At 59.4% G+C, this 20,867-nt stretch carries 23 protein-coding genes; 6 read left to right on the top strand and 17 right to left on the bottom strand.

Annotation, left to right across the window (positions count from 1 at the left end):
* Positions 1-62 precede the first annotated feature (62 nt).
* The 12 genes from ACA071_RS05450 to ffh form a co-directional block, all read right to left on the bottom strand.
* On the bottom strand, positions 63-350 hold the full coding sequence (locus ACA071_RS05450) for a DUF3509 domain-containing protein (RefSeq protein ID WP_497643458.1): 288 nt from the start codon (positions 348-350) through the stop codon (positions 63-65).
* A gap of 169 nt (positions 351-519) precedes the next feature.
* Positions 520-927, bottom strand: coding sequence for a response regulator (locus ACA071_RS05445; protein WP_497643457.1), 408 nt, complete (start codon positions 925-927; stop codon positions 520-522).
* A 111-nt stretch (positions 928-1,038) separates the two neighbouring features.
* Positions 1,039-2,406 carry a transporter substrate-binding domain-containing protein gene (locus ACA071_RS05440; protein WP_497643456.1) on the bottom strand — a complete coding sequence of 456 codons (1,368 nt, stop codon included), beginning with the start codon at positions 2,404-2,406 and terminating at the stop codon, positions 1,039-1,041.
* A 119-nt stretch (positions 2,407-2,525) separates the two neighbouring features.
* On the bottom strand, positions 2,526-3,935 hold the full coding sequence (gene thrC / locus ACA071_RS05435) for a threonine synthase (RefSeq protein ID WP_497643455.1): 1,410 nt from the start codon (positions 3,933-3,935) through the stop codon (positions 2,526-2,528).
* Between the two features lie 110 nt (positions 3,936-4,045).
* Positions 4,046-5,350: a homoserine dehydrogenase gene (locus ACA071_RS05430; protein WP_497645272.1), complete on the bottom strand. Its 1,305-nt coding sequence runs from the start codon at positions 5,348-5,350 to the stop codon at positions 4,046-4,048.
* A gap of 131 nt (positions 5,351-5,481) precedes the next feature.
* Complete coding sequence (gene dsbC / locus ACA071_RS05425; RefSeq protein ID WP_169371462.1) at positions 5,482-6,213, bottom strand: bifunctional protein-disulfide isomerase/oxidoreductase DsbC; 732 nt, start codon at positions 6,211-6,213, stop codon at positions 5,482-5,484.
* Positions 6,214-6,541: 328 nt separating this feature from the next.
* Positions 6,542-7,438 carry a site-specific tyrosine recombinase XerD gene (gene xerD, locus ACA071_RS05420; RefSeq protein ID WP_169371463.1) on the bottom strand — a complete coding sequence of 299 codons (897 nt, stop codon included), beginning with the start codon at positions 7,436-7,438 and terminating at the stop codon, positions 6,542-6,544.
* Positions 7,439-7,667: 229 nt separating this feature from the next.
* The gene (gene rplS / locus ACA071_RS05415; RefSeq protein ID WP_497643454.1) at positions 7,668-8,018 is read right to left on the bottom strand and encodes a 50S ribosomal protein L19; all 351 of its coding nucleotides are present in this window, start codon (positions 8,016-8,018) and stop codon (positions 7,668-7,670) included.
* 45 nt (positions 8,019-8,063) lie between these two features.
* Positions 8,064-8,837 (bottom strand): tRNA (guanosine(37)-N1)-methyltransferase TrmD, encoded by a 774-nt coding sequence (trmD, locus tag ACA071_RS05410; protein ID WP_282377051.1) that lies wholly within the window; start codon positions 8,835-8,837, stop codon positions 8,064-8,066.
* Positions 8,819-9,355 (bottom strand): ribosome maturation factor RimM, encoded by a 537-nt coding sequence (gene rimM, locus ACA071_RS05405; RefSeq protein WP_475265958.1) that lies wholly within the window; start codon positions 9,353-9,355, stop codon positions 8,819-8,821. Before rimM ends, trmD begins: the two co-directional genes overlap by 19 nt.
* A gap of 5 nt (positions 9,356-9,360) precedes the next feature.
* A complete protein-coding gene (gene rpsP / locus ACA071_RS05400) occupies positions 9,361-9,612 on the bottom strand; it encodes a 30S ribosomal protein S16 (RefSeq protein WP_010463010.1) in 252 nt (83 codons plus the stop codon).
* Between the two features lie 249 nt (positions 9,613-9,861).
* Complete coding sequence (gene ffh / locus ACA071_RS05395) at positions 9,862-11,238, bottom strand: signal recognition particle protein (protein ID WP_497643453.1); 1,377 nt, start codon at positions 11,236-11,238, stop codon at positions 9,862-9,864.
* A 210-nt stretch (positions 11,239-11,448) separates the two neighbouring features.
* On the opposite strand from ffh, the gene ACA071_RS05390 reads away from it, so the two are divergent.
* The 3 genes from ACA071_RS05390 to ACA071_RS05380 all read left to right on the top strand — a co-directional run bounded on the left by ACA071_RS05390 (position 11,449) and on the right by ACA071_RS05380 (position 15,077).
* Entirely contained in the window at positions 11,449-12,261 is an 813-nt protein-coding gene (locus ACA071_RS05390) for a cytochrome C assembly family protein (RefSeq protein ID WP_497643452.1), read from the top strand.
* Positions 12,262-12,273: 12 nt separating this feature from the next.
* A complete protein-coding gene (locus tag ACA071_RS05385; RefSeq protein ID WP_497643451.1) occupies positions 12,274-13,518 on the top strand; it encodes an HlyC/CorC family transporter in 1,245 nt (414 codons plus the stop codon).
* A gap of 242 nt (positions 13,519-13,760) precedes the next feature.
* Complete coding sequence (locus tag ACA071_RS05380) at positions 13,761-15,077, top strand: MFS transporter (RefSeq protein WP_497643450.1); 1,317 nt, start codon at positions 13,761-13,763, stop codon at positions 15,075-15,077.
* 119 nt (positions 15,078-15,196) lie between these two features.
* Here ACA071_RS05380 and purT read toward each other — a convergent pair whose 3' ends face one another.
* The 5 genes from purT to ACA071_RS05355 form a co-directional block, all read right to left on the bottom strand.
* Positions 15,197-16,378 carry a formate-dependent phosphoribosylglycinamide formyltransferase gene (gene purT / locus ACA071_RS05375; protein WP_497643449.1) on the bottom strand — a complete coding sequence of 394 codons (1,182 nt, stop codon included), beginning with the start codon at positions 16,376-16,378 and terminating at the stop codon, positions 15,197-15,199.
* Positions 16,379-16,478: 100 nt separating this feature from the next.
* Complete coding sequence (locus tag ACA071_RS05370) at positions 16,479-16,946, bottom strand: preQ0 transporter (protein WP_497643448.1); 468 nt, start codon at positions 16,944-16,946, stop codon at positions 16,479-16,481.
* 135 nt (positions 16,947-17,081) lie between these two features.
* Positions 17,082-17,297: a DUF1289 domain-containing protein gene (locus tag ACA071_RS05365; protein WP_497643447.1), complete on the bottom strand. Its 216-nt coding sequence runs from the start codon at positions 17,295-17,297 to the stop codon at positions 17,082-17,084.
* Positions 17,294-17,818 (bottom strand): gamma carbonic anhydrase family protein, encoded by a 525-nt coding sequence (locus ACA071_RS05360; protein ID WP_054616048.1) that lies wholly within the window; start codon positions 17,816-17,818, stop codon positions 17,294-17,296. Before ACA071_RS05360 ends, ACA071_RS05365 begins: the two co-directional genes overlap by 4 nt.
* Positions 17,819-17,857: 39 nt before the next feature.
* Positions 17,858-18,457, bottom strand: a complete 600-nt coding sequence (locus ACA071_RS05355) for a CoA pyrophosphatase (protein ID WP_497643446.1) — start codon at positions 18,455-18,457, stop codon at positions 17,858-17,860.
* A 146-nt stretch (positions 18,458-18,603) separates the two neighbouring features.
* Between ACA071_RS05355 and ACA071_RS05350 the strand changes: the two genes are divergently transcribed.
* The 3 genes from ACA071_RS05350 (at position 18,604) to ACA071_RS05340 (ending at position 20,863) form a co-directional block, all read left to right on the top strand.
* Positions 18,604-19,155, top strand: a complete 552-nt coding sequence (locus ACA071_RS05350) for an NUDIX hydrolase (protein WP_497643445.1) — start codon at positions 18,604-18,606, stop codon at positions 19,153-19,155.
* A gap of 50 nt (positions 19,156-19,205) precedes the next feature.
* Complete coding sequence (locus ACA071_RS05345; protein ID WP_497643444.1) at positions 19,206-19,709, top strand: L,D-transpeptidase family protein; 504 nt, start codon at positions 19,206-19,208, stop codon at positions 19,707-19,709.
* A 422-nt stretch (positions 19,710-20,131) separates the two neighbouring features.
* On the top strand, positions 20,132-20,863 hold the full coding sequence (locus ACA071_RS05340; protein WP_497643443.1) for a GntR family transcriptional regulator: 732 nt from the start codon (positions 20,132-20,134) through the stop codon (positions 20,861-20,863).
* Positions 20,864-20,867 lie beyond the last annotated feature (4 nt).

Here is a 20,867-nt window from a genome sequence, read left to right as displayed (position 1 = left end):
TTGATCCTGCTGTTACATGGTCTGACGACCTTGGCGCAGGAAGGTTCCCACGAAAAGGCAATTCAATTTCGATTGGCCAGGATCTTGTCCTGTGCCGCATTGCGCAACGCCGCGATCACACAGGGCTCCAGGCGTCCTTCAGCGATCAGCACATCACGGTGCAATCCGTCGACGACATCCGTCAGCTGCCACTTGTCGCGTAACTGCGCCTGGTTGAACGCACGTTCCACCACAATGGCGCCGGCCAAATTCTTCAAGGTCACCAGGCATTCGCCATGGGCACCCGACGGGGTCAACGATACTTGATACGGGCTCAGAGCCTCACCGAGCAATAGACTGATACTTTCCATCTCGCAATCACCACTCAATAGTCCGAAAACAAAGTGCCTGGGAGGGCGTGTCTACAGTTAATGACCCTTGGCCCGAGAAGAAAGTTCTGGATACCGAACGCTAGCGGTACCTGCCTCTGCGGGAAATTGAGCATGCACCGCAAAGATGACAGGGAAAAAACAGTCGGTTTCAGGCCCTGACGTGAAGCATCGATTCCAGCAGATAGACATCCAGCAGCCTGCGCATCAACACCGCGGACACAGGTGTGTGCAGATGCCCCAGGAGTTTGACGTCGCTGTCCGCCAGCATGGCCGTCACGTCCGGCATGACGCTCGATACCACATTGCCGAGCAGGATCAGCGCACGCGCCTCGCGGTGTTCCGCCAGATGCCGCACCAGTGCCAGCCCGTCGCCGCCCTTGAGTTGCGGATCGCAGAAAGCGATGTCGACCGTGCCCCTGCGCCCCAGGGAACGCAGCGCCGCCGACATCGACGGCGCCGTAAGCACGTCATAGACACCGATGGCGTTGAGCATTTGGTGCAACGCCATCATCTGGAAAGGATTGTGTTCAAGAATCAGGATTTTGAGCGTGCGCATGGGCGACCTCTGGAACGACACTCGCGGACTCTCACCGCAGTTGTCGAACACTCTAGGCGAGCATCCTTCAGCGTCCCATCGGAAAAGGAGCCGTGTCCGATAGGACAATTCCTAAACTCTTGAAGAACCCTGGCAGTTACACGAACCTCTGCGCTGATCCATATCGGTCCACCCTCCAAGCAGCCCCCGCAATTGCCCGTCGGCACTGTAAAACGGGACCGTCCACTGGTAGATGTCCCTCACGCCGTTGTTGAACCGCAACTGACGCTGACTGAATCGGGTTTTACGAGTACTCAACTGAGCCATGAACTCGGCATGCAACATCTGCGCAGTCTCCCTGGGCAAGATGTCGACTTCGATCAGCTGTCGCCCCTGAACCTGGTCGAAGCGGGTCGATAATCCTTCCTCATAACTTTTGTTGCACATGATCAGCCGCCCCTTCAGATCACGAACGAACACCGGGTCGGGCATCGCGTCGATCAACGCATGCTGAAAGGCGAGTTGATCACTGAGGTCTTTCTCGGCGTCCAGGCGTTGCTTGACCAGCGCGGCCAGCCGCCGATTCCAGAACAAGGAAAGCAGGCCGAACAGGCTGACGAAAAACATGCCCCAGCAGCCCCATTCAGTAACGCGCTGCCAGAAGGTCAGCGCCGGTTTGGGGGCAATACCTTCGAGCCACTTCAGGCGAATGGCCCGCAACTCGGCCGGGGGAAAAGCTTCAAGTGCCTTGTTGAGGATACTCAGCAACTGCTGCTGCCCTTTGCGCACAGCCAAGTGGTCAGCCTCCCACGACCCCTCCACGGTATGTCCTACCTTCAACTGCCCGATCGGATAGAGCTGCGCCCCGGTTTCATTCTCGATGGTGGCGTAGGCCTCACCACTTTCAACCAACGCCCGAGCCTCGGCGTAGGTCTTGACCGAGCGCAGCTCGATGGCCGGATAGTCACGGCGAATGGTTTCTTCCATGGCATGCCTGGCCGGTAACACCAGGACCCTCTTCGACAGCTGTTCCAGGGACTGCAACGACGGGGCTCCCGCCCGCCCGACCAAAACCCAGGCAGAACCGCCGAAGGCATGGCTGAAATCCAGGAACTGCTTGCGCTCGTCATTAATCGCCAGCGTCGTGGTCATGTCCGCTGCGCCGCTTTCCAGGCGCCCGAGCAAATGTTCGGTGGAAAATGACTCTTCATGGACGAAATTCAACCCCGTCATCGCACTGATACGGTTGAGCACATCGATGTTCAAACCGCTCCATTGACCGTGCTTGTCCTTGAACTGGTACAGCGGATATTGCTTCGAAGCAACGATGACTTGCGGCTGCGCGCGTATCCATCGCCGCTCTTCGGCGTTCAGTTCAATAGAGCTGACGGTCGCTTCATAAGCCATCAATTGTGCCGCCCGCGCGCATTGTCCAAGGCCCATTGCACCGAGCAAAAAAATCCAGCACACGGCTGGTTTCAACCCTCTTATAAACAACATTGCCACTTCCTTCGTGATCACCTCGCCCGTCCTTCAGGGGCGAAAACACGACAAGTGTGCACGCAGAAACAAAAAAGCCCGTCAGGAGACGGGCTTCAAAATGTGACAGTATTGCGGGCTTAAAGCGGCTTGCCGCGGTTGCCATGCTGACTGACAAAGGCCTGCACGGCTTTCAGGTCGTTCGGCAACACCGTGCAGCGCTCTTCTCTCTCAAACAAATCAGAAAGATGTGCAGGCAGTTCGAGAGCTTTTCCTACACCGGCTTTTTCCACCGCGTCCGGGAATTTGACCGGATGAGCCGTGCCCAGGATCACCATCGGGATATCCAGACTACGACGGCATTCCCGTGCAGCCTTGACGCCGATGGCCGTGTGCGGGTCCAGCACCTCGCCGGTCTGCTCGAACACCTCGGCAATGGTTTCGCAGGTTTGTGCATCATCCACGGCCAGGGAATCGAACAGTTTGCGGGCTTCGGTCCAACGCTCCTGCTCGACGCTGAAACCGCCGCCCTGCTTGAAGTTGTCCATCAGGCCGGCAATTGCCGCGCCATTGCGACCGTGCAGGTCGAACAGCAGGCGTTCGAAGTTCGACGAGACCATGATGTCCATCGACGGCGACAGCGTGGCGTGCAGGGTTTCCTTGACGTACTGATTGCCGCTCATGAAGCGGTGCAGGATGTCGTTACGGTTGGTGGCGACGATCAACTGGTTGATCGGCAGGCCCATGTTGCGCGCCAGGTAACCGGCGAAGATGTCGCCGAAGTTGCCGGTCGGCACCGAGAACGACACCGAACGCGCCGGGCCACCCAGTTGCAGGGCTGCGTGGAAGTAGTAAACGATCTGGGCCATGATCCGCGCCCAGTTGATCGAGTTCACCGCCACCAGACGCGTGCCTTTGAGGAAGCTCTGGTCGGCGAAGCTGTTCTTGACCATTTCCTGGCAGTCATCGAAGTTGCCTTCGATGGCGATGTTGTGGATGTTCTCGCCGAAGATGGTGGTCATCTGGCGACGCTGCACTTCGGACACGCGGTTGTGCGGGTGCAGGATGAAGATGTCGACGTTTTCGCAATGCTTGCAGCCTTCGATGGCAGCCGAACCGGTATCACCGGAGGTCGCACCAACGATCACCACGCGCTCGCCGCGTTTTTCCAGCGTGTAGTCGAGGAGACGACCGAGCAATTGCAGGGCAAAGTCCTTGAACGCCAGGGTCGGGCCGTGGAACAGCTCCAAGACCCATTCGTTGCCGTTCAGTTGACGCAACGGTGCAACGGCGCTGTGGGCAAACACGCCGTAAGTCTCTTCAAGAATCTTTTTGAAATCGGCATCAGGGATGCTGCCGGCCACGAACGGGCGCATCACCCGGAAGGCCAACTCGTGATATGGCAGGCCGGCCCAGGAGGCAATTTCTTCCTGGGTGAAACGTGGCAGGCATTCCGGCACATACAGGCCGCCATCCGTGGCCAGACCGGCCAGCAGAACGTCTTCGAAATTCAGGGCCGGTGCCTGGCCGCGGGTACTGATATAACGCATAGGGGCAAACCTTCGGTTTGGGCTTCAAGCTTTAAGCTTCAAGCTACAAGTCAAAGCCAAACTGCCTTTGAACTTGCCGCTTGAAGCTTGCCACTTGCCGCTGCTTCAATTCAATTCAGGTGTTCGACACGGATCCGCACGACCGGACCGACCACACCCGCCAAGGCTTCCAGGGCTTTGATCGCGTCGTTCATGTGCTGCTCCAGCACACGGTGGGTCAGCAGGATCATCGGCACCAGGCCGTCGTGTTCTTCGACTTCCTTCTGCATGATCGATTCGATGTTGATGCCGCGCTCCGACAGGATGCTCGCCACTTGGGCCAGCACGCCTGGATGGTCCTTGGCCTGGATCCGCAGGTAGTAGGCACTTTCGCAGGCTTCGATCGGCAGGATCGGGTGGGCCGACAGCGAGTCCGGCTGGAAGGCCAGGTGCGGAACGCGGTTTTCCGGGTCGGAAGTCATGGCGCGAACCACGTCCACCAGGTCGGCGATCACCGACGAAGCGGTCGGCTCCATGCCGGCGCCGGCGCCGTAGAACAGGGTCGAACCGGCAGCATCACCGTTGACCATCACTGCGTTCATCACGCCATTGACGTTGGCGATCAGGCGATCAGCCGGGATCAGCGTCGGATGTACGCGCAACTCAATACCGGCCGCAGTGCTACGCGCTACGCCCAGGTGTTTGATGCGGTAGCCCAGCGCTTCGGCGTAGTTCACGTCAGCCGTTGTCAGCTTGGTGATGCCTTCGGTGTAGGCCTTGTCGAATTGCAGCGGAATACCGAACGCGATGGACGCCAGGATCGTCAGCTTGTGAGCGGCGTCGATGCCTTCAACGTCGAAGGTCGGATCGGCTTCGGCGTAACCCAGGGCTTGCGCCTCGGCGAGGACGTCTTCGAAGGTGCGGCCCTTCTCACGCATTTCGGTGAGGATGAAGTTACCGGTGCCGTTGATGATCCCGGCGACCCAGTTGATACGGTTGGCGGACAGGCCTTCACGGATCGCCTTGATCACTGGAATGCCACCGGCCACAGCCGCTTCGAACGCAACGATCACGCCCTTTTCGCGAGCCTTGGCGAAAATTTCATTACCGTGAACGGCGATCAGTGCCTTGTTCGCGGTGACCACATGCTTGCCATTCTCGATGGCCTTGAGTACCAGCTCGCGGGCAACGGTGTAGCCGCCTACCAGCTCTATAACGATGTCGATCTCTGGGTTCGTGGCCACTTCGAACACATCGTTGGTAATCGCAATACCGGTCGTCTGGAACTGAGGCTTTGGCGTGCGCGTGGCAATTTGTGCCACTTCGATTCCACGCCCGGCACGACGAGCAATTTCCTCGGCGTTGCGCTGAAGTACGTTGAAGGTACCGCCACCGACGGTCCCTAACCCACAGATGCCTACTTTGACCGGTTTCACTGTGAACTCCCCATAAAACGGCCGACGCAAGGCCGGCCGTGAAAACAACCGCATGCTCGCGGTTCTCTATTAATGGTCAGGCGAGTTGCCGCCAGACCATGATCGTCAAAGGCTGACCGTGACGATGCGAATTATTTCGCGCCCAGCGCCAGTTTGGCGACTTGTGGCGCAGGCTGGTAGCCCGGAATGACCTGACCGTCGGCCAAAACGATGGCCGGCGTGCCGTTCACGCCAATCGACTGACCGAGGGCGAACTGCTTGGAAACCGGGTTATCGCACTTGGCGGCCTTGATTTCCTTGCCATCGACCATCTTGTCCATCGCGGCTTTCTTGTCCTTGGAGCACCAGACTGCTTGCAGCTGTTCGTCACCCGGCGAGCCCAGGCCCTGGCGCGGGAACGCGACATAACGCACTTCGATGCCGCGCTTGTTCAGCTCAGGCACTTCGGCGTGCAGCTTGTGGCAGTACGGGCAGGTGGTGTCGGTGAACACGGTGATGTGCGACTTGGTTTCGCCGATCGCCGGGTAGACCACGGTTTCTGCGACCGGGATGTCATTGATCAGTTTGGAAACGCCCAGGCGCTCGGTCTTCTCGGTCAGGTTGACCGGCTTGCCGTCCTTGAGCTGGAACATATAGCCCTGCATCACGTACTGGCCGTCGGCACTGGCATAGAGCACGCGGCTGCCCTTGAGCTTGACTTCGTACAGGCCGGCCAGCGGGCTGGCGCTGATGCTATCGATCGGGGTTTCAAGCTGGAGGCTTTCCAGGCTTTTACGAATGGCTTTGTCGGCCGCGTCATCGGCGACGGCAAAGGTGCTGACCAACGCAATGGCTGCGGCGGCGAAAATAGGGGTCAGACGCATGAGAACTCCTGAAGGCGGACAAATGGGACGATCAGAACGCCCGTGCCGAAACACCGGGTCATAATCGCCCATCGTGCAAACCGGCAAAGCCTACCACATAAGGCTGGTGGGGCCGAATGCGGCTGTCGTAAGACATCTCGCTTGGGCGCATACGCGTTATGTAGCAGTTGGCGAAGTCTGCGTCCGGCTGCGCAGCAGTCGTGAAATCAGACACTGCGGTGTTTCAGTAGAAACGAGGGCTCAGGGTTTACGACTGCTTCGCAGCCGGACGCAGCCTTCGCCAGCTGCTACAAAGTCCCGAGCCAGTCTCCAGAGAACGGGAGTTATGTCAGCCGCGCGGATGGTGTTTGGCGTGCAGATCCTGCAAGCGCGCGCGGGCGACGTGGGTGTAGATCTGGGTGGTCGACAGGTCGCTGTGGCCGAGCAGCATTTGCACCACCCGCAGGTCGGCGCCGTGGTTGAGCAGGTGTGTGGCGAAGGCGTGGCGCAGGGTGTGCGGCGACAGTGACTTGCCGATGCCGGCGACCTTGGCCTGGTGCTTGATACGGTGCCAGAAGGTCTGGCGGGTCATCTGCTCGCCGCGCTGGCTCGGGAACATCACATCGCTGGGCCGTCCGCCGAGCAGTTCACCACGGCCGTCACGCAGGTAGCGCTCGACCCAGACAATCGCCTCCTCGCCCATCGGCACCAGCCGCTCCTTGCTGCCCTTGCCCATCACTCGCAGCACGCCCTGACGCAGGTTGACCTGCTCCAGGGTCAGGCTGATCAGCTCAGTTACCCGCAAGCCGCAGGCGTAGAGCACTTCCAGCATGGCGCGGTCGCGCTGGCCGATGGCTTCGCTCAAGTCCGGCGCTTTTAGCAAGGCCTCGACGTCGGCTTCCGACAGGGATTTGGGCAACGGCCTACCGAGCTGGGGCATATCGACGCGCAAAGTCGGATCGACAGCGATCAGCTTTTCCCGCAACAGATAGCGATAAAAGCCACGCACGCCGGAGAGAAATCTGGCGGTGGAACGGGGTTTGTAGTTTTGCTCGAGTCGCCAGGCCAGGTGGTCGAGGATCAACTCGCGCCCGGCATTGATCAGCTCCAGGTTCTTTTCCTGCAGCCAGCCGTTGAACAGGGCGAGGTCGCTGCGGTAGGCATCGCGGGTGTTATCGGAGAGGCCTTTTTCCAGCCACAGGGCATCGAGAAACTGGTCTATCAGGGGGTGGTCGATCGCGGGCATAAAGGCTCAGGTCACTGGAAAACTGACGGCAAGTCTTTCATAGCCTGCGGTGGCTTTATAGAGCCTGATGCAATTGCGGCGACTGGTAGATCGGTTCGCGGGCGAGGCTTGCCGCGCGAACGCCGCAACTCGGTCCCGGACCAGGCACGCATACCCCAGCGGCACCGATAAATTGCAGGCAACAAAAAAGCAGCCCGCAGGCTGCTTTTTTCTGCATCGGAAGCTGGAATTAACCCAGTTTTTCCTTGATGCGAGCTGCTTTACCGGACAGGTCACGCAGGTAGTACAGCTTGGCTTTACGTACGTCACCGCGACGTTTAACGGCCATGCTGTCGATTTGCGGGCTGTAGGTCTGGAAAGTACGCTCTACGCCAACACCGTTGGAGATTTTGCGAACGGTGAATGCACTGTTTACGCCGCGGTTACGCTTGGCGATAACAACACCTTCGAACGCCTGCAGACGCGAACGGTCGCCTTCCTTCACTTTCACCTGAACGACAACAGTGTCGCCCGGGGCAAAGGTAGGGATCTCTTTGGTCATCTGCTCTGCTTCGAGTGCAAGAATGATTTTGTTAGTCATGCTGTGCTCCTAAGGTAAATCGTCGGATTTACCATCGATACGTTGTTAACTATCGTCCCGCTCGCGGATGTATTCCTCGAGCAGCTTCTTCTCTTCTCCAGAAAGCGAGCGGCTTTCCAGAAGATCGGCGCGTCGTTCAAAGGTCCTACCAAGGGACTGCTGTAAACGCCAACGCCGGATATGCGCGTGATTGCCACTTAGCAACACGTCGGGAACACGCTGATCCGCATACACCTCCGGTCGGGTGTAGTGCGGGCAATCCAGCAGACCATCCGTAAAGGAATCTTCCTCAGCGGAGTCCGCATGCCCTAAAGCTCCAGGCAGCAGCCGTGTAACCGCATCGATCAGGACCATCGCCGGCAGCTCGCCGCCAGACAGTACATAGTCGCCAATCGACCACTCTTCATCGACGTGAGCCTCTATAAAACGCTCGTCAATGCCTTCATAGCGGCCGGCAATCAGGATCAATGCATCCGAATTCGCCAACTCGCGTACCGCCGACTGAGTCAGTTGACGGCCTTGGGGGGACAGGTAAATTACCTTCGCCGCCTCCCCGGCTGCTGCCTTGGCCTGAACCAGAGCATCTTCCAGGGGCTTGATCTTCATCACCATGCCCGGGCCACCGCCAAATGGGCGATCGTCCACAGTGTGATGTCGATCCGTCGTGTAGTCTCGCGGATTCCAACAGGTGAGCTGCAATAGCCCCTGTTTCACCGCACGACTGGTGATGCCGTACTCGCTGATGGCGGAGAACATCTCGGGAAACAAACTGATCACTTCTACGCGCAAGTTAGCCACGCTTAGAAGTCCGCATCCCATTCCACCTTCATCTCGCCTGCGGCAAGGTCGACTACCAACACGCATTGCTCCGTATAGGGCAACAGGCGTTCGCGATCGTCCAGGCTGCCAGCGCAAGGCTTGACCACCATTACATCATTGGCGCCGGTTTCCAGAAGATGATCGATCTTCCCGAGCAATTGCCCGAGTTGGTCAATAACCTTCAGACCTTCCAGCTGGTACCAGTAGTACTCGCCGTCGGTCAATTCAGGGAACAGGTTGCGCGGCACGCAGATCTCATAACCGGCCAGAAGACGAGCTTCTTCACGATCATCAAGACCCTTGAGCTTTGCGACCAGGAACTTGTCGTTCCCACGTCCACTGACCAGCTCGACCTGTTTCACATTGCCTTCGCGCTTGAGCGTCCAGGTTTTGTACTGCAACAGGTTTTCAGTCGGATCAGTAAAGGAATAAACCTTCACTTCGCCGCGAACGCCATGAACAGAATAAATCTTGCCGATAACGATCAAATCATCAGCAATGGCAGGCGTCGCGTTCATATTGCTCAGGCCGCAGCCTTAGATGCATCCTTCAACAACTGAGCAACACGCTCAGAAGGTTGTGCACCAACGCTCAGCCAGTAGGCTACGCGCTCTTGGTTCACGGACAGACGGACTTCTTGACCACGAGCAACAGGGTTGAAGAAACCAACCTGTTCCTTGTGCGAACCGTCGCGCGGGTTGCGGCTGTCGGTTACGGTCAAGTGGTAAAACGGGCGCTTTTTGGAGCCGCCAAGGGCAAGACGGATTGTTAGCATGTGAACATCGTTCCTGTAGTCGGTGCTGCAAATCTAAAGGCACAGCGGGCATAGGTGCCCGAAAGGCCGCATATTCTAAGGAATATCCGGACTTTTGCAAATGACTTTTTCCGGCGGCCTTCCGGTCGCCATCAAGATTTGCTATAGAGCCGTCGTTGAAAACGGCCAGTCAGCTCCCGCCAAGTGCGGGTTTGCTGGAGTTCCCACATTGCTGTGGGCAGCGCAAGAGCAAGCCCTTGCGCAGATTCTTTACATTTTCGGCATGCCGCCGCCGGGCAACATTCCGCCCATGCCGCGCATCATTTTGGCCATTCCGCCTTTCGCGGAGAATTTCTTCATCATCTTCTGCATCTGCTTGTGTTGCTTGATCAAGCGACCGATGTCCTGCACCTGGGTGCCGGAACCCAACGAAATCCGACGTTTGCGCGAACCGCTGATCAGGTCAGGGTCGCGGCGCTCGGCCGGGGTCATGGAATTGATGATGGCTTCCATCTGCTTGAACTGTTTCTCTGCCGCGCCCTGGGCATTGCCCATTTGCGCCAGGTTCACACCGCCGATATTCGGCAGTTTGTCCATGAGGCCGCCGAGGCCGCCCATGTTCTTCATCTGTTGCAGCTGATCGCGGAAGTCTTCGAGGTCGAAGCCCTTGCCCTTCTTCAGCTTCTTGGCCAGTTTGTCGGCCTTGTCCTTGTCGAGGGTCTGCTCGGCCTGTTCGATCAGGCTGAGCACGTCGCCCATGCCGAGGATGCGCGAAGCAATACGCTCAGGGTGGAACGGTTCGAGCGCTTCGCTCTTCTCGCCCATACCGATGAACTTGATCGGCTTGCCGGTGATGGCGCGAACCGACAGAGCGGCACCGCCACGGGCGTCGCCGTCAACCTTGGTCAGGATCACACCGGTCAGCGGCAGTGCATCACCGAAGGCCTTGGCCGTGTTGGCGGCGTCCTGGCCGGTCATGGCGTCGACCACGAACAGGGTTTCGACCGGGTTGATCGCGGCGTGCAGCGCCTTGATCTCGCCCATCATCTCTTCGTCGATGTGCAGACGACCGGCGGTATCGACGATAACTACGTCGATGAATTTCAGTTTTGCTTCTTTAATAGCCGCTTGCGCGATATCGACCGGCTTCTGGCTCAGGTCGGACGGGAAGAAGGTAACACCGACTTCAGCGGCCAACATTTCCAGCTGCTTGATCGCCGCCGGACGGTAAACGTCCGCAGACACGACCATGACCGTCTTCTTCTTGCGTTCTTTAAGGAAGCGCGCAAGTTTACCGGCGGTGGTGGTTTTACCCGCGCCCTGCAGACCGGCCATCAGCACGACGGCAGGTGGAACGGCGCTCAGGTTCAAGTCTTCGTTAGCCGCGCCCATCAGGCTTTCGAGTTCGGCCTGGACGATCTTCACGAAGGCCTGGCCCGGCGTCAGGCTGCGCGACACCTCGGTGCCAACGGCGCGTTCCTTGACCGAATTGACGAAGTCCTTGACCACCGGCAGGGCGACGTCGGCTTCGAGCAACGCCATGCGCACTTCGCGCAGGGTGTCTTTGATGTTGTCCTCGGTCAGCTTGGCCTTGCCGGTGACATGGCGCAGCGTCTGCGAGAGACGGTCGGTTAAGTTTTCAAACATTGCGCGATCCTTTCAGGCCCTGTGTAGACCGGGATAATGGCGGCCCAGACCGGAATAAACATGTGCTCGGCGAGCCTGCGGCGTGGGCAGGTCGCGGATTATAGCGAAGACTGCGGCTGGCGGACACCTCGCTGTCAGGTTCTATGGTCTTTCGTGCGATGTGGGTTCTATGCCAAACTCAGCGCCTTTCGGGCTTGCCTAACAGGATTTATGCTCCCCTTGTCACCCAGCTTGCTTACCACCCTCGCCGCCGCCTGCTTATATGCCGCTGCGACTCTCTATCAGGGCACTCGCCTGGCCTCCGGCGCCAAGGCGAACAAACGCCTGCTGGTCACGCTCGGCATACTGGCCGTGCTGGCTCACAGCGCCAGTCTGTTTACCCACTTGCTGACGCCAATCGGCCTGGGCCTGGACTTCTTCAGCGCCGCCAGCCTGATTGCCGCGGCAGTCATCGCCCTGACCCTTATTGCCTGCTCTCGGATTCCGGTTGAGAACCTGCTGGTCTTGTTGTTCCCGCTGGGGCTCGCAACCGTCCTGCTGGCACAGTTCGCCCCCGCCGGCACGGTGCAGATCATCGACGAAGAGCCGGGCATCCTCGCCCACATTCTTCTGTCGATCCTGGCCTACGGCATGTTCACCATCGCGGTGTTCCAGGCCTTGCTGCTGCTGGTGCAAGATCACCAGCTCAAGCACAAGCACCCGTCCGGGCTGATCAAGAACTTTCCGCCGCTGCAAACCATGGAAAGCCTGCTGTTCGGTTTCCTCTGGGCCGGCTGGACCCTGCTGTCGCTGTCGCTGATTTCCGGTTGGCTGTTCGTCGAGAACCTGTTTGCCCAGCATCTGGTACACAAGACTTTGCTGGCCTGTCTGGCCTGGATCGTGTTTAGCGTGTTGCTGTGGGGCCGTAATCGCCTCGGCTGGCGCGGACACAAGGCCATTCGCTGGACCCTCGCCGGTTTCTGCCTGCTGATGCTGGCCTATTTCGGCAGTAAGTTGGTCCGTGAATACATTCTGCACATCTGACGGGCGGCAATAATGGATGACTTGCCCATAGGGCCGATGCTCGCAGTGATCGCCCTGCTGATTTTGTGGTCCGGGTTGTTTACCGCCATCGAAGTCGCGCAACAACACTTGCTGGCCCAACGCACCGCCTCGCGCTCGAGCGACAAGCCGGTGGCGAAGCTGAGCTTCCCGCTCAACAGCCTGATCCTTTGCAACACCCTGTGCCGTGCGCTGGCGATGGTCATCAGCACCTTGCTGGCGATTTTCACTTGGGCAGAGAACGGTCCCTGGGTCGCTGGCATCGGCGCCGGTGTGATTCTGCTGGTGTTCGCCGACTACCTGCCGCGCACCCTCGCCGTGCGCTATCCGGATGCGATCCTGAGCCTGGGCAACACCTTGCTCGGCGCGCCGCTGAAAATCATCTACCCCGCCGCCTGGCTGCTCAGTGGCATCAGCCAGTTGCTGATGCGACCGTTCGCCCGCCAAGTCAAAGTGGTGCAACAGAGCGAAGACGAGGCGCCGGCGGATCGGCACGAAGATAACGAGCATGCGCCCTGCCGCCCCCACGCACTGTCGGGTATCCATGCGCTGGACAACATCACGGTCAACGACATCCTGGTGCCGCGCAGTGACGTCGACGGGATCAACCTCGACGATTCCCTCGAAGAGATCATCGAACAGTTGCGCAACAACCGACGCACACGGCTACCGGTGTTCCACAGCGACATCAACCAGGTCGAAGCGGTGCTCAACACCCGGCAGATCCGCCATCTGCTGCCGGATGCCACCCTGACCCTGGAAGCGTTGCTGACAGCCTGCCACGAACCGTACTTCGTGCCGGAAAGCACCCCGTTGCAGCTGCAGTTGCTGAACTTTCACAAACAGCAGCGGCGCTTGGGCATGGTGGTGGACGAGTACGGCGAAGTGCTCGGTATCGTGACCCTGGAAGACATCCTCGAAGAAATCGTCGGCGAATTCGAAAGCGAGCACAGCCTGGACAACCCGCACATTCACCCACAGGCCGATGGCCGACTGGTGATTGAGGGTGCGGCGTCGATTCGCGAACTGAACAAGAGCCTGGGCTGGCACCTGCCCAGCGATGGGCCGAAAACCCTTAACGGCTTGGTGACCGAGGCGCTGGAGACGATTCCGGAGAGCTCGGTGTGCCTGAAGATCGGACGTTATCGGTTGGAGATTCTCGAGACTGAAGACAACCGGGTGACGCGGGTGTTGGTCTGGCATACCAGTTCGGTTCCAGCGGTTGTGCCCGTCCGCTGAATTGTTAAAAGATCGCAGCCTTCGTCAGCGCCTACATTTGGAATGCATTCCCCTGTAGGAGCTGCCGAAGGCGGCGATCTTTTTGCCTCTTGTTCGATCGTTAGCCGCCTTCCTATAATCGAGTCGCTTACCCAAGCGCCGCCCTACCCCCGTGCTACCCGCACGCTGCGTTAAACCCACATCCCTGGGTGTTCGACCATAATAATTCGCTCCACTGGAGCATGACTGTCAGGGATCACCGCATGACGACCAGCACCGCTTACAGCGAAACCACGCCTGCCCAACCGACGAACTCCGCCACCCGCGTGGCCACCGCGAGCTTCATCGGCACCGCCATCGAGTTCTACGACTTCTACGTCTACGCCACCGCCGCCGCGCTGGTGATCGGGCCGGTATTCTTTCCGCAGACCTCCGGCACCGCGCAGATGCTCTCGGCGTTTCTCACCTTTGGCATCGCGTTCCTGGCGCGGCCGCTGGGTTCGGCGCTGTTCGGCCACTTTGGTGACCGTATCGGGCGCAAATCGACCTTGGTCGCGTCTCTGCTGCTGATGGGCGTCTGTACCACCCTGATCGGCGTACTGCCGGGTTACGACAGCATCGGGGCCTGGGCGCCGATCCTGCTTTGCGTGCTGCGCTTCGGCCAGGGCCTTGGATTGGGTGGTGAATGGGGCGGCGCGGCGCTGCTGGCGACAGAGAATGCGCCCAAGGGCAAACGCGCCTGGTTCGGCATGTTTCCGCAGCTGGGTCCTTCGATTGGTTTCCTGGCGGCCAACGGGTTGTTCCTGACCCTGGCCATGACCCTGGATGACGAGCAGTTCCGCTCGTGGGGCTGGCGGATTCCGTTCCTGCTGAGCGCCGTGCTGGTGATGGTTGGCCTGTACGTACGCCTCAAACTCCATGAAACCCCGGTATTCGCTAACGCCATGGCACGCCAGGAGCGGGTGAAGATCCCGCTGGTCGAGCTGTTCAGCCAGTACTGGGCGCCGATGTTGCTGGGTGCCGGGTCGATGGTGGTCTGCTATGCGCTGTTCTACATCTCGACCGTATTTTCCCTGAGCTACGGGGTTTCGACCCTCGGCTATACCCGCGAAACCTTCCTCGCGCTGCTGTGCTTCGCAGTGTTGTTCATGGCCGCCGCCACGCCATTGTCGGCCTGGGCCAGTGACCGTTACGGGCGCAAACCGGTGCTGATCATCGGTGGCGTGCTGGCGATTTTGTCCGGTTTCCTGATGGAACCGTTGCTGACCCACGGCACGACCTGGGGCGTGGCGCTGTTCCTGTGCATTGAGCTGTTTCTGATGGGCGTGACATTTGCGCCGATGGGGGCATTGTTGCCAGAGCTGTTTCCGACCCACGTGCGTTATACCGGGGCGTCGGCAGCCTACAACCTGGGCGGCATTGTCGGGGCCTCGGCGGCGCCGTTCTTTGCGCAGAAACTGGTGGCGATGGGTGGTTTGAGCTACGTCGGCGGGTATGTGTCGGGGGCGGCGGTGCTGAGTTTGATCGCGGTGCTGTGCCTGAAGGAGACGCGTAACAACGATTTGAATCGGGTGGCCTGACAAGGATCGTTCCCACGCTCGGCGTGGGAATGCAGCCCGGGACGCTCCGCGTCCCAAAGCAGACGCGGAGCGTCCGTTGAGGCATTCCCACGCAGAGCGTGGGAACGATCTGAGTAGTCTTACAGTTCTACTTTTACAGCCTGAGCAGCACGGGTCGCCTTAGCCCGAGCCGCTTCAATCGACTCATCCCGCGCCAACGCCACACCCATCCGGCGCTGACCGTTCACTTCAGGCTTGCCGAACAAACGCAACGCCGTATCCGGCTCACTCAGCGCAGCGCCCAAATTGGCGAAAGCGGTCTGGGTCGACTGCCCTTCCACCAGAATCACCGCCGACGCCGATGGGCCGAACTGACGAATCAATGGAATCGGCAGGCCCAGAATCGCCCGGGCGTGCAGTGCGAACTGCGACAAGTCTTGGGAAATCAGCGTTACCAGGCCAGTGTCATGCGGACGCGGCGAGACTTCGCTGAACCACACCTGATCACCTTTGATAAACAACTCAACGCCAAACAGACCACGGCCACCCAGGGCTTCAGTCACGGCTTTGGCGACGCGCTCGGATTCGGCCAGGGCAATCGGGCTCATGGCTTGTGGCTGCCAGGATTCCTGGTAGTCGCCCTTCTCCTGACGGTGACCGACCGGCGCGCAGAACGTGGTGCCACCGACGTGGCGCACGGTCAGCAGGGTGATTTCATAATCGAAATCGATAAAGCCCTCAACGATCACCCGACCTTTACCGGCACGGCCGCCTTCTTGCGCGTAATCCCACGCGGTTTTCACGTCATCGACGCTGCGCAGCAGGCTCTGGCCTTTGCCCGAAGAACTCATCACCGGTTTGACCACGCATGGGAAGCCCAGGTCTTCAACGGCTTTGCTGTAATCCTCGAACGTGTCAGCGAAGTGGTATGGCGAGGTCGGCAGATCCAACTCTTCGGCGGCCAAGCGACGGATGCCTTCGCGGTTCATGGTCAGCTGCGCGGCACGGGCAGTCGGGATCACGGTGAAGCCTTCGGCTTCCAGTTCAACCAGGGTCGCGGTGGCGATGGCTTCGATTTCCGGCACGATGAAGTGCGGCTTCTCGGCTTCGATCACGGCACGCAGGGCGGCGCCGTCGAGCATGTTGATCACATGGCTGCGATGGGCGACTTGCATGGCCGGCGCGTTGGCGTAGCGATCCACGGCAATCACTTCAACACCCAGGCGTTGCAGTTCGATCACCACTTCCTTGCCCAACTCGCCACAGCCACACAGCAATACGCGGGTCGCGGTTGGCGACAATGGAGTTCCGATACGGGTCATCTCAGGTCCTCAAAGAAGCGGATCATCGAGGGATGCGGCCAAAGGCGCACTTCCCATGGGGAGAAAGCGCGGCATTTTACATGAACCGCAGGGTTTGGCTTCAGCTGGCGACGGCCTGTTTGCGCAGGCGCCAGGCCATGATCAGCCACACGACCGTCACACCGGCGAATTTCGAACCCATGGCGGTCAGGATCACGGCCGGGGTGAACGCATCGATCATCCCGAAGAAGATGAAGGTATCGAGGGGAATGCTCAGGGCCGAACTTATCCACAGGCGATCGTGCAACGGGCGCTTGGTGATGCTGAATACCAGCCAGTCGATGCACTCGGACACCGCGAACGCCGTGGCGCTGGCCAGGGCGATGGATGGATCGGACGTGACGTAGGACAACACCAGCGCCGCCAGCATCGCCGCGATGGCGCCGTGGCCGAAACGGGTTTGCACCATGTCGCGCAGCACGAATACCAGACCGCCCCAGGCTGACCAGATGATGTCCAGGTGCGGGGCGGTGGAAAAGGCGAAGTTGATCAGCACGACGCTGCTGATGTAGGTGATCAGGAAGAACATGGGGCGCGAAGATACCTGTCAGTTTGGTGCACAGAGTACCGTAGGAGCTGACGAGTGCAACGAGGCTGCGATCTTTTGGTGTTGTTTTTCAAGAACAAGATCAAAAGATCGCAGCCTCGTTGCACTCGTCAGCGCCTACAGGTCCGGCGTTTTGTTGAGCATCCAGATCAACCCACTGGATTTGGCACGCTCATGACACAACCCCAGCACCCTGCGCCGCTCCTCGTTATCCATCCGGCTCCAACGGGTGATCTCCTCCACCGTGCGCTGGCACCCGGTGCAAATATCGTCGTCATCCAGTGCGCAGATGTTCACACAGGGCGATCGCACCGGTCGTTCGGTGGTGTTCATTCTTCCTGCTCGACCAGATCGCGGGCATAGCGCTGTGAGTTATGCACATAGTGGGCGGCGCTGGCTTCGAGCATTTTCTTCTGCGGCTCGGTGAGTTCGCGCACGACTTTGCCCGGCGAGCCCATGACCAGCGAACCATCGGGAATCTCTTTGTTTTCACCGATCAGCGAATTGGCGCCAATGATGCAGTTCTTACCGATTTTCGCGCCATTGAGGATCACCGCGTTGATGCCGATCAGGCTGTAGTCGCCGACAGTGCAGCCGTGGAGCATGGCGTTGTGGCCGATGGTCACGCCGGTGCCGATGGTCAGCGGGTAGCCCATGTCGGTGTGCATCACGGTGCCGTCCTGGACGTTGCTGTTCTTGCCGATCAGGATCAGTTCGTTATCGCCGCGCAACACAGCGTTGAACCAGACGTTGGCGCCCTCTTCCAGTTTGACCTTGCCCACCAGCACGGCATTGGGCGCAACCCAGCTCTGTGGATGGGTTTCGACGCGGGCGTCGCCCAGGCGGTATTTCATCTTGTTGTCCTCAAGGCTCAGGCAGCCGCGGGTTCACATTTAATTATTGATAAAGCTTTTCGGGGGATGGTGCAGGCTGATGTCAGCGTCATAAAGCAGGTTGATCAATTCGACGATCATAATCGCCGTCAAACCCCAGATCTTGTATTCGCCATAGCGATAGCTCGGCACATACCAACTGCGGCCCTGGTAATCGATGCGGTGGGTGTGTTCCCGCGGGTCCTTGCGAAAGAACTCCAGCGGCACGCTGAACACCGCTGCGATCTCGGCATCATTGGCCAGGTATTCAACGAAATCGGGAACAACGCCAACATAAGGCGTGACCTTGATCCCGTGCAGAGAGATCAGCGGACTGAGCGGACCGATCACTTCCACCAGCCCCGGCGGCAGGCCGATTTCTTCTTGAGCTTCGCGCAAGGCCGTGAAGATCAGGTCAGGGTCTTCAGGGTCGCGTCGTCCACCGGGGAAGGCGACTTCGCCGCCATGGGTCGAGAGCCCGCTGGCGCGCAGGGTCAGAACCAGTTCCGGTTCGTCGCTGCGGGTGATCGGCACTAATACGGCAGCCTCGGGGAAACGCTTGTCGGTTTCAAGGGTGCGTGGCGTGTGGTTGCTTACTCGGTGAAGTAGCTCGTCCAGCATGAGTCTTCTCGATCTGTTGGCTACCTCGCATCATGCACCAATAGAACCGACCGCCCAACCCCCGAACTGCCCCATGTCGCGAAACGACAACTTGCCGACTGACACCGCCGCACGCCAAGATAGGCGCAGCCTCCAGGAACCCAAGCATGAAATTTTGCAGTCAGTGCGGTAACCCGGTCACCCAGCGCATTCCCGAAGGCGATTCGCGCCTGCGTTTTGTCTGTGACAGCTGTCAGACCATTCATTACCAGAACCCCAATATCGTCGCCGGTTGTGTCGCGACCTGGGGCTCGAAGGTGTTGCTGTGCCGTCGCGCCATCGAGCCACGGCTCGGTTACTGGACCCTGCCCGCCGGTTTCATGGAAAACGGCGAGACCATCGAACAGGCCGCCGTCCGCGAGACCGCCGAAGAAGCCTGCGCCCGGGTACGTAACTTGAGCATCTACACGCTGATCGACGTGCCGCACATCAGCCAGGTGCACGTATTCTTCCGCGCCGAACTGGTGGACCTGGACTTTGCAGCCGGCCCCGAGAGCCTCGAAGTACAGCTTTTCGAAGAAGCCGAGATCCCTTGGTCCGAGCTGGCTTTCCGCACAGTGGGCCGTACCTTAGAATGCTTCTTCGCTGACCGGCGGACCGAGACCTATCCGGTGCGATCCGAGTCGATTCCGCCGCTTGCTCAGCCCGCCATCCGTTAAAAAACATCTATAACTAAAATAGTCGCGACACCTCTAGGGATATCGTTTCAATGCGCTGGTTGCTTGCCCTGTTTTGCCTATCGTTCGTTGTGGTTTCCCAGGCCTCCACCGTGGTCACCCTGGACGGCAAACCCATCGAAAAAGTACTGGTGCTCAAATCGGCCCATCAACTGCAATTGATTGCCGACGGCAAGCCGCTGCGAACCTACCGCATTTCCCTGGGCAAAAACCCCCGGGGCACGAAGCTGATGGAAGGCGACAAGCGCACGCCAGAGGGTTTTTACTGGGTGGACTGGCGCAAGGTCAGTGACCGCTTCAATCTCGCCATGCACATCTCTTATCCGAACATCGCCGATTCCGCCCGCTCCCGGCGCGAAGGCGTCGCCCCCGGCGGCATGATCATGATCCACGGCACCCCCGACACCTACGACTACCCGGAAAACCTGTTCCACACCCTGGACTGGACCGACGGCTGCATCGCCATGCGCAACATGGACATGCGCGAGGTCTGGGGCTTGGTGCCGGATGGCACGATGATCGAGATTCGGCCGTAATTGATCGTTCCCACGCTCCGCGTGGGAATGCAGCCCGGGACGCTCCGCGTCCCCTCCAAAGCTGGAACGCAGAGCGTCCCTTGAGGCATTCCCACGCGGAGCATGGGAACGATCAATCCCCGCCGTAACGCCTACCTTCGGTCGCCCTTCGAAAAAATAAATCAAAAAAACGCAGCCTTCGGCAGCGCCTACAGGGTTGATACCACTCCCACCCGTAGGAGCTGCCGAAAGCTGCGATCTTTGCTTCCAAAACTCCCACCGCTAATACCACTTAAAGCCAACCCCCTCTAAACACGCCTAATAGGCCCGGTTTTCCCGCGCTTCGAGCAAAGTGGTCTCATTGACATGGTATTTAAGTGGTATTAGGTTTCGTCCTACAAGCAGGCGACAACAATCCAATATCCGCCTCGGACAAAACCTACATGAATGACATCCAGGCCCTACGTCCTGACGACACCCAGCCGACGCCCCTGTACCTGCAACTGGCGCGTAACCTGGAAGCGGCGATCCACGCCGGCCAATGGAAAGCCGAGCAGGCCATGCCGTCGGAGCGCAGCCTCTGCGAGTCGCTGGGCATCTCCCGCGTGACCGCTCGCAAAGCGCTGGAAGTGCTGTTCGAACAAGGTTTGATCCGTCGCAATCAAGGTTCCGGCACCTTCATCACCCCACGCCTGGAACAACCGCTGTCGCGCCTCTCGGGTTTCAGCGAAATGCTTCGTCTGAAAGGCTTCGTCCCCGGTTCGCAATGGCTGGAACGGGAAATCACCCCGCCGACCCACGAAGAGCTGATCCGCCTCGGCCTCTCGCCCAACGACAAGGTTGCGCGGCTCAAACGCCTGCGCAAAGCCGATGACACGGTGATGGCGATCGAGATGAGCACCCTGCCCGCCTCGATCATTCCCAAGCCGCAAGCGGTGGGCGATTCCCTCTACGAATACCTCGACGGCATCGGCAAACCGATCGTCCGCGCCTTGCAACACATCCAGGCGATCAACGCCTCGGACGAATTCGCCGCGCTGGTCGGCATCGCCCCCGGCACCGCCATGCTGCTGATGACCCGGGTCGGCTACCTGGAAGACAACACGCCGATCGAAGTCACCGACACCTATTGCCGCAATGACTACTACGACTTTGTCGCAGAGCTTCGCCGCTAACCAA

The sequence above is a fragment of the Pseudomonas sp. LBUM1646 genome, from assembly GCF_059716165.1.
This window is presented reverse-complemented; position numbering and strand designations above follow the sequence as displayed.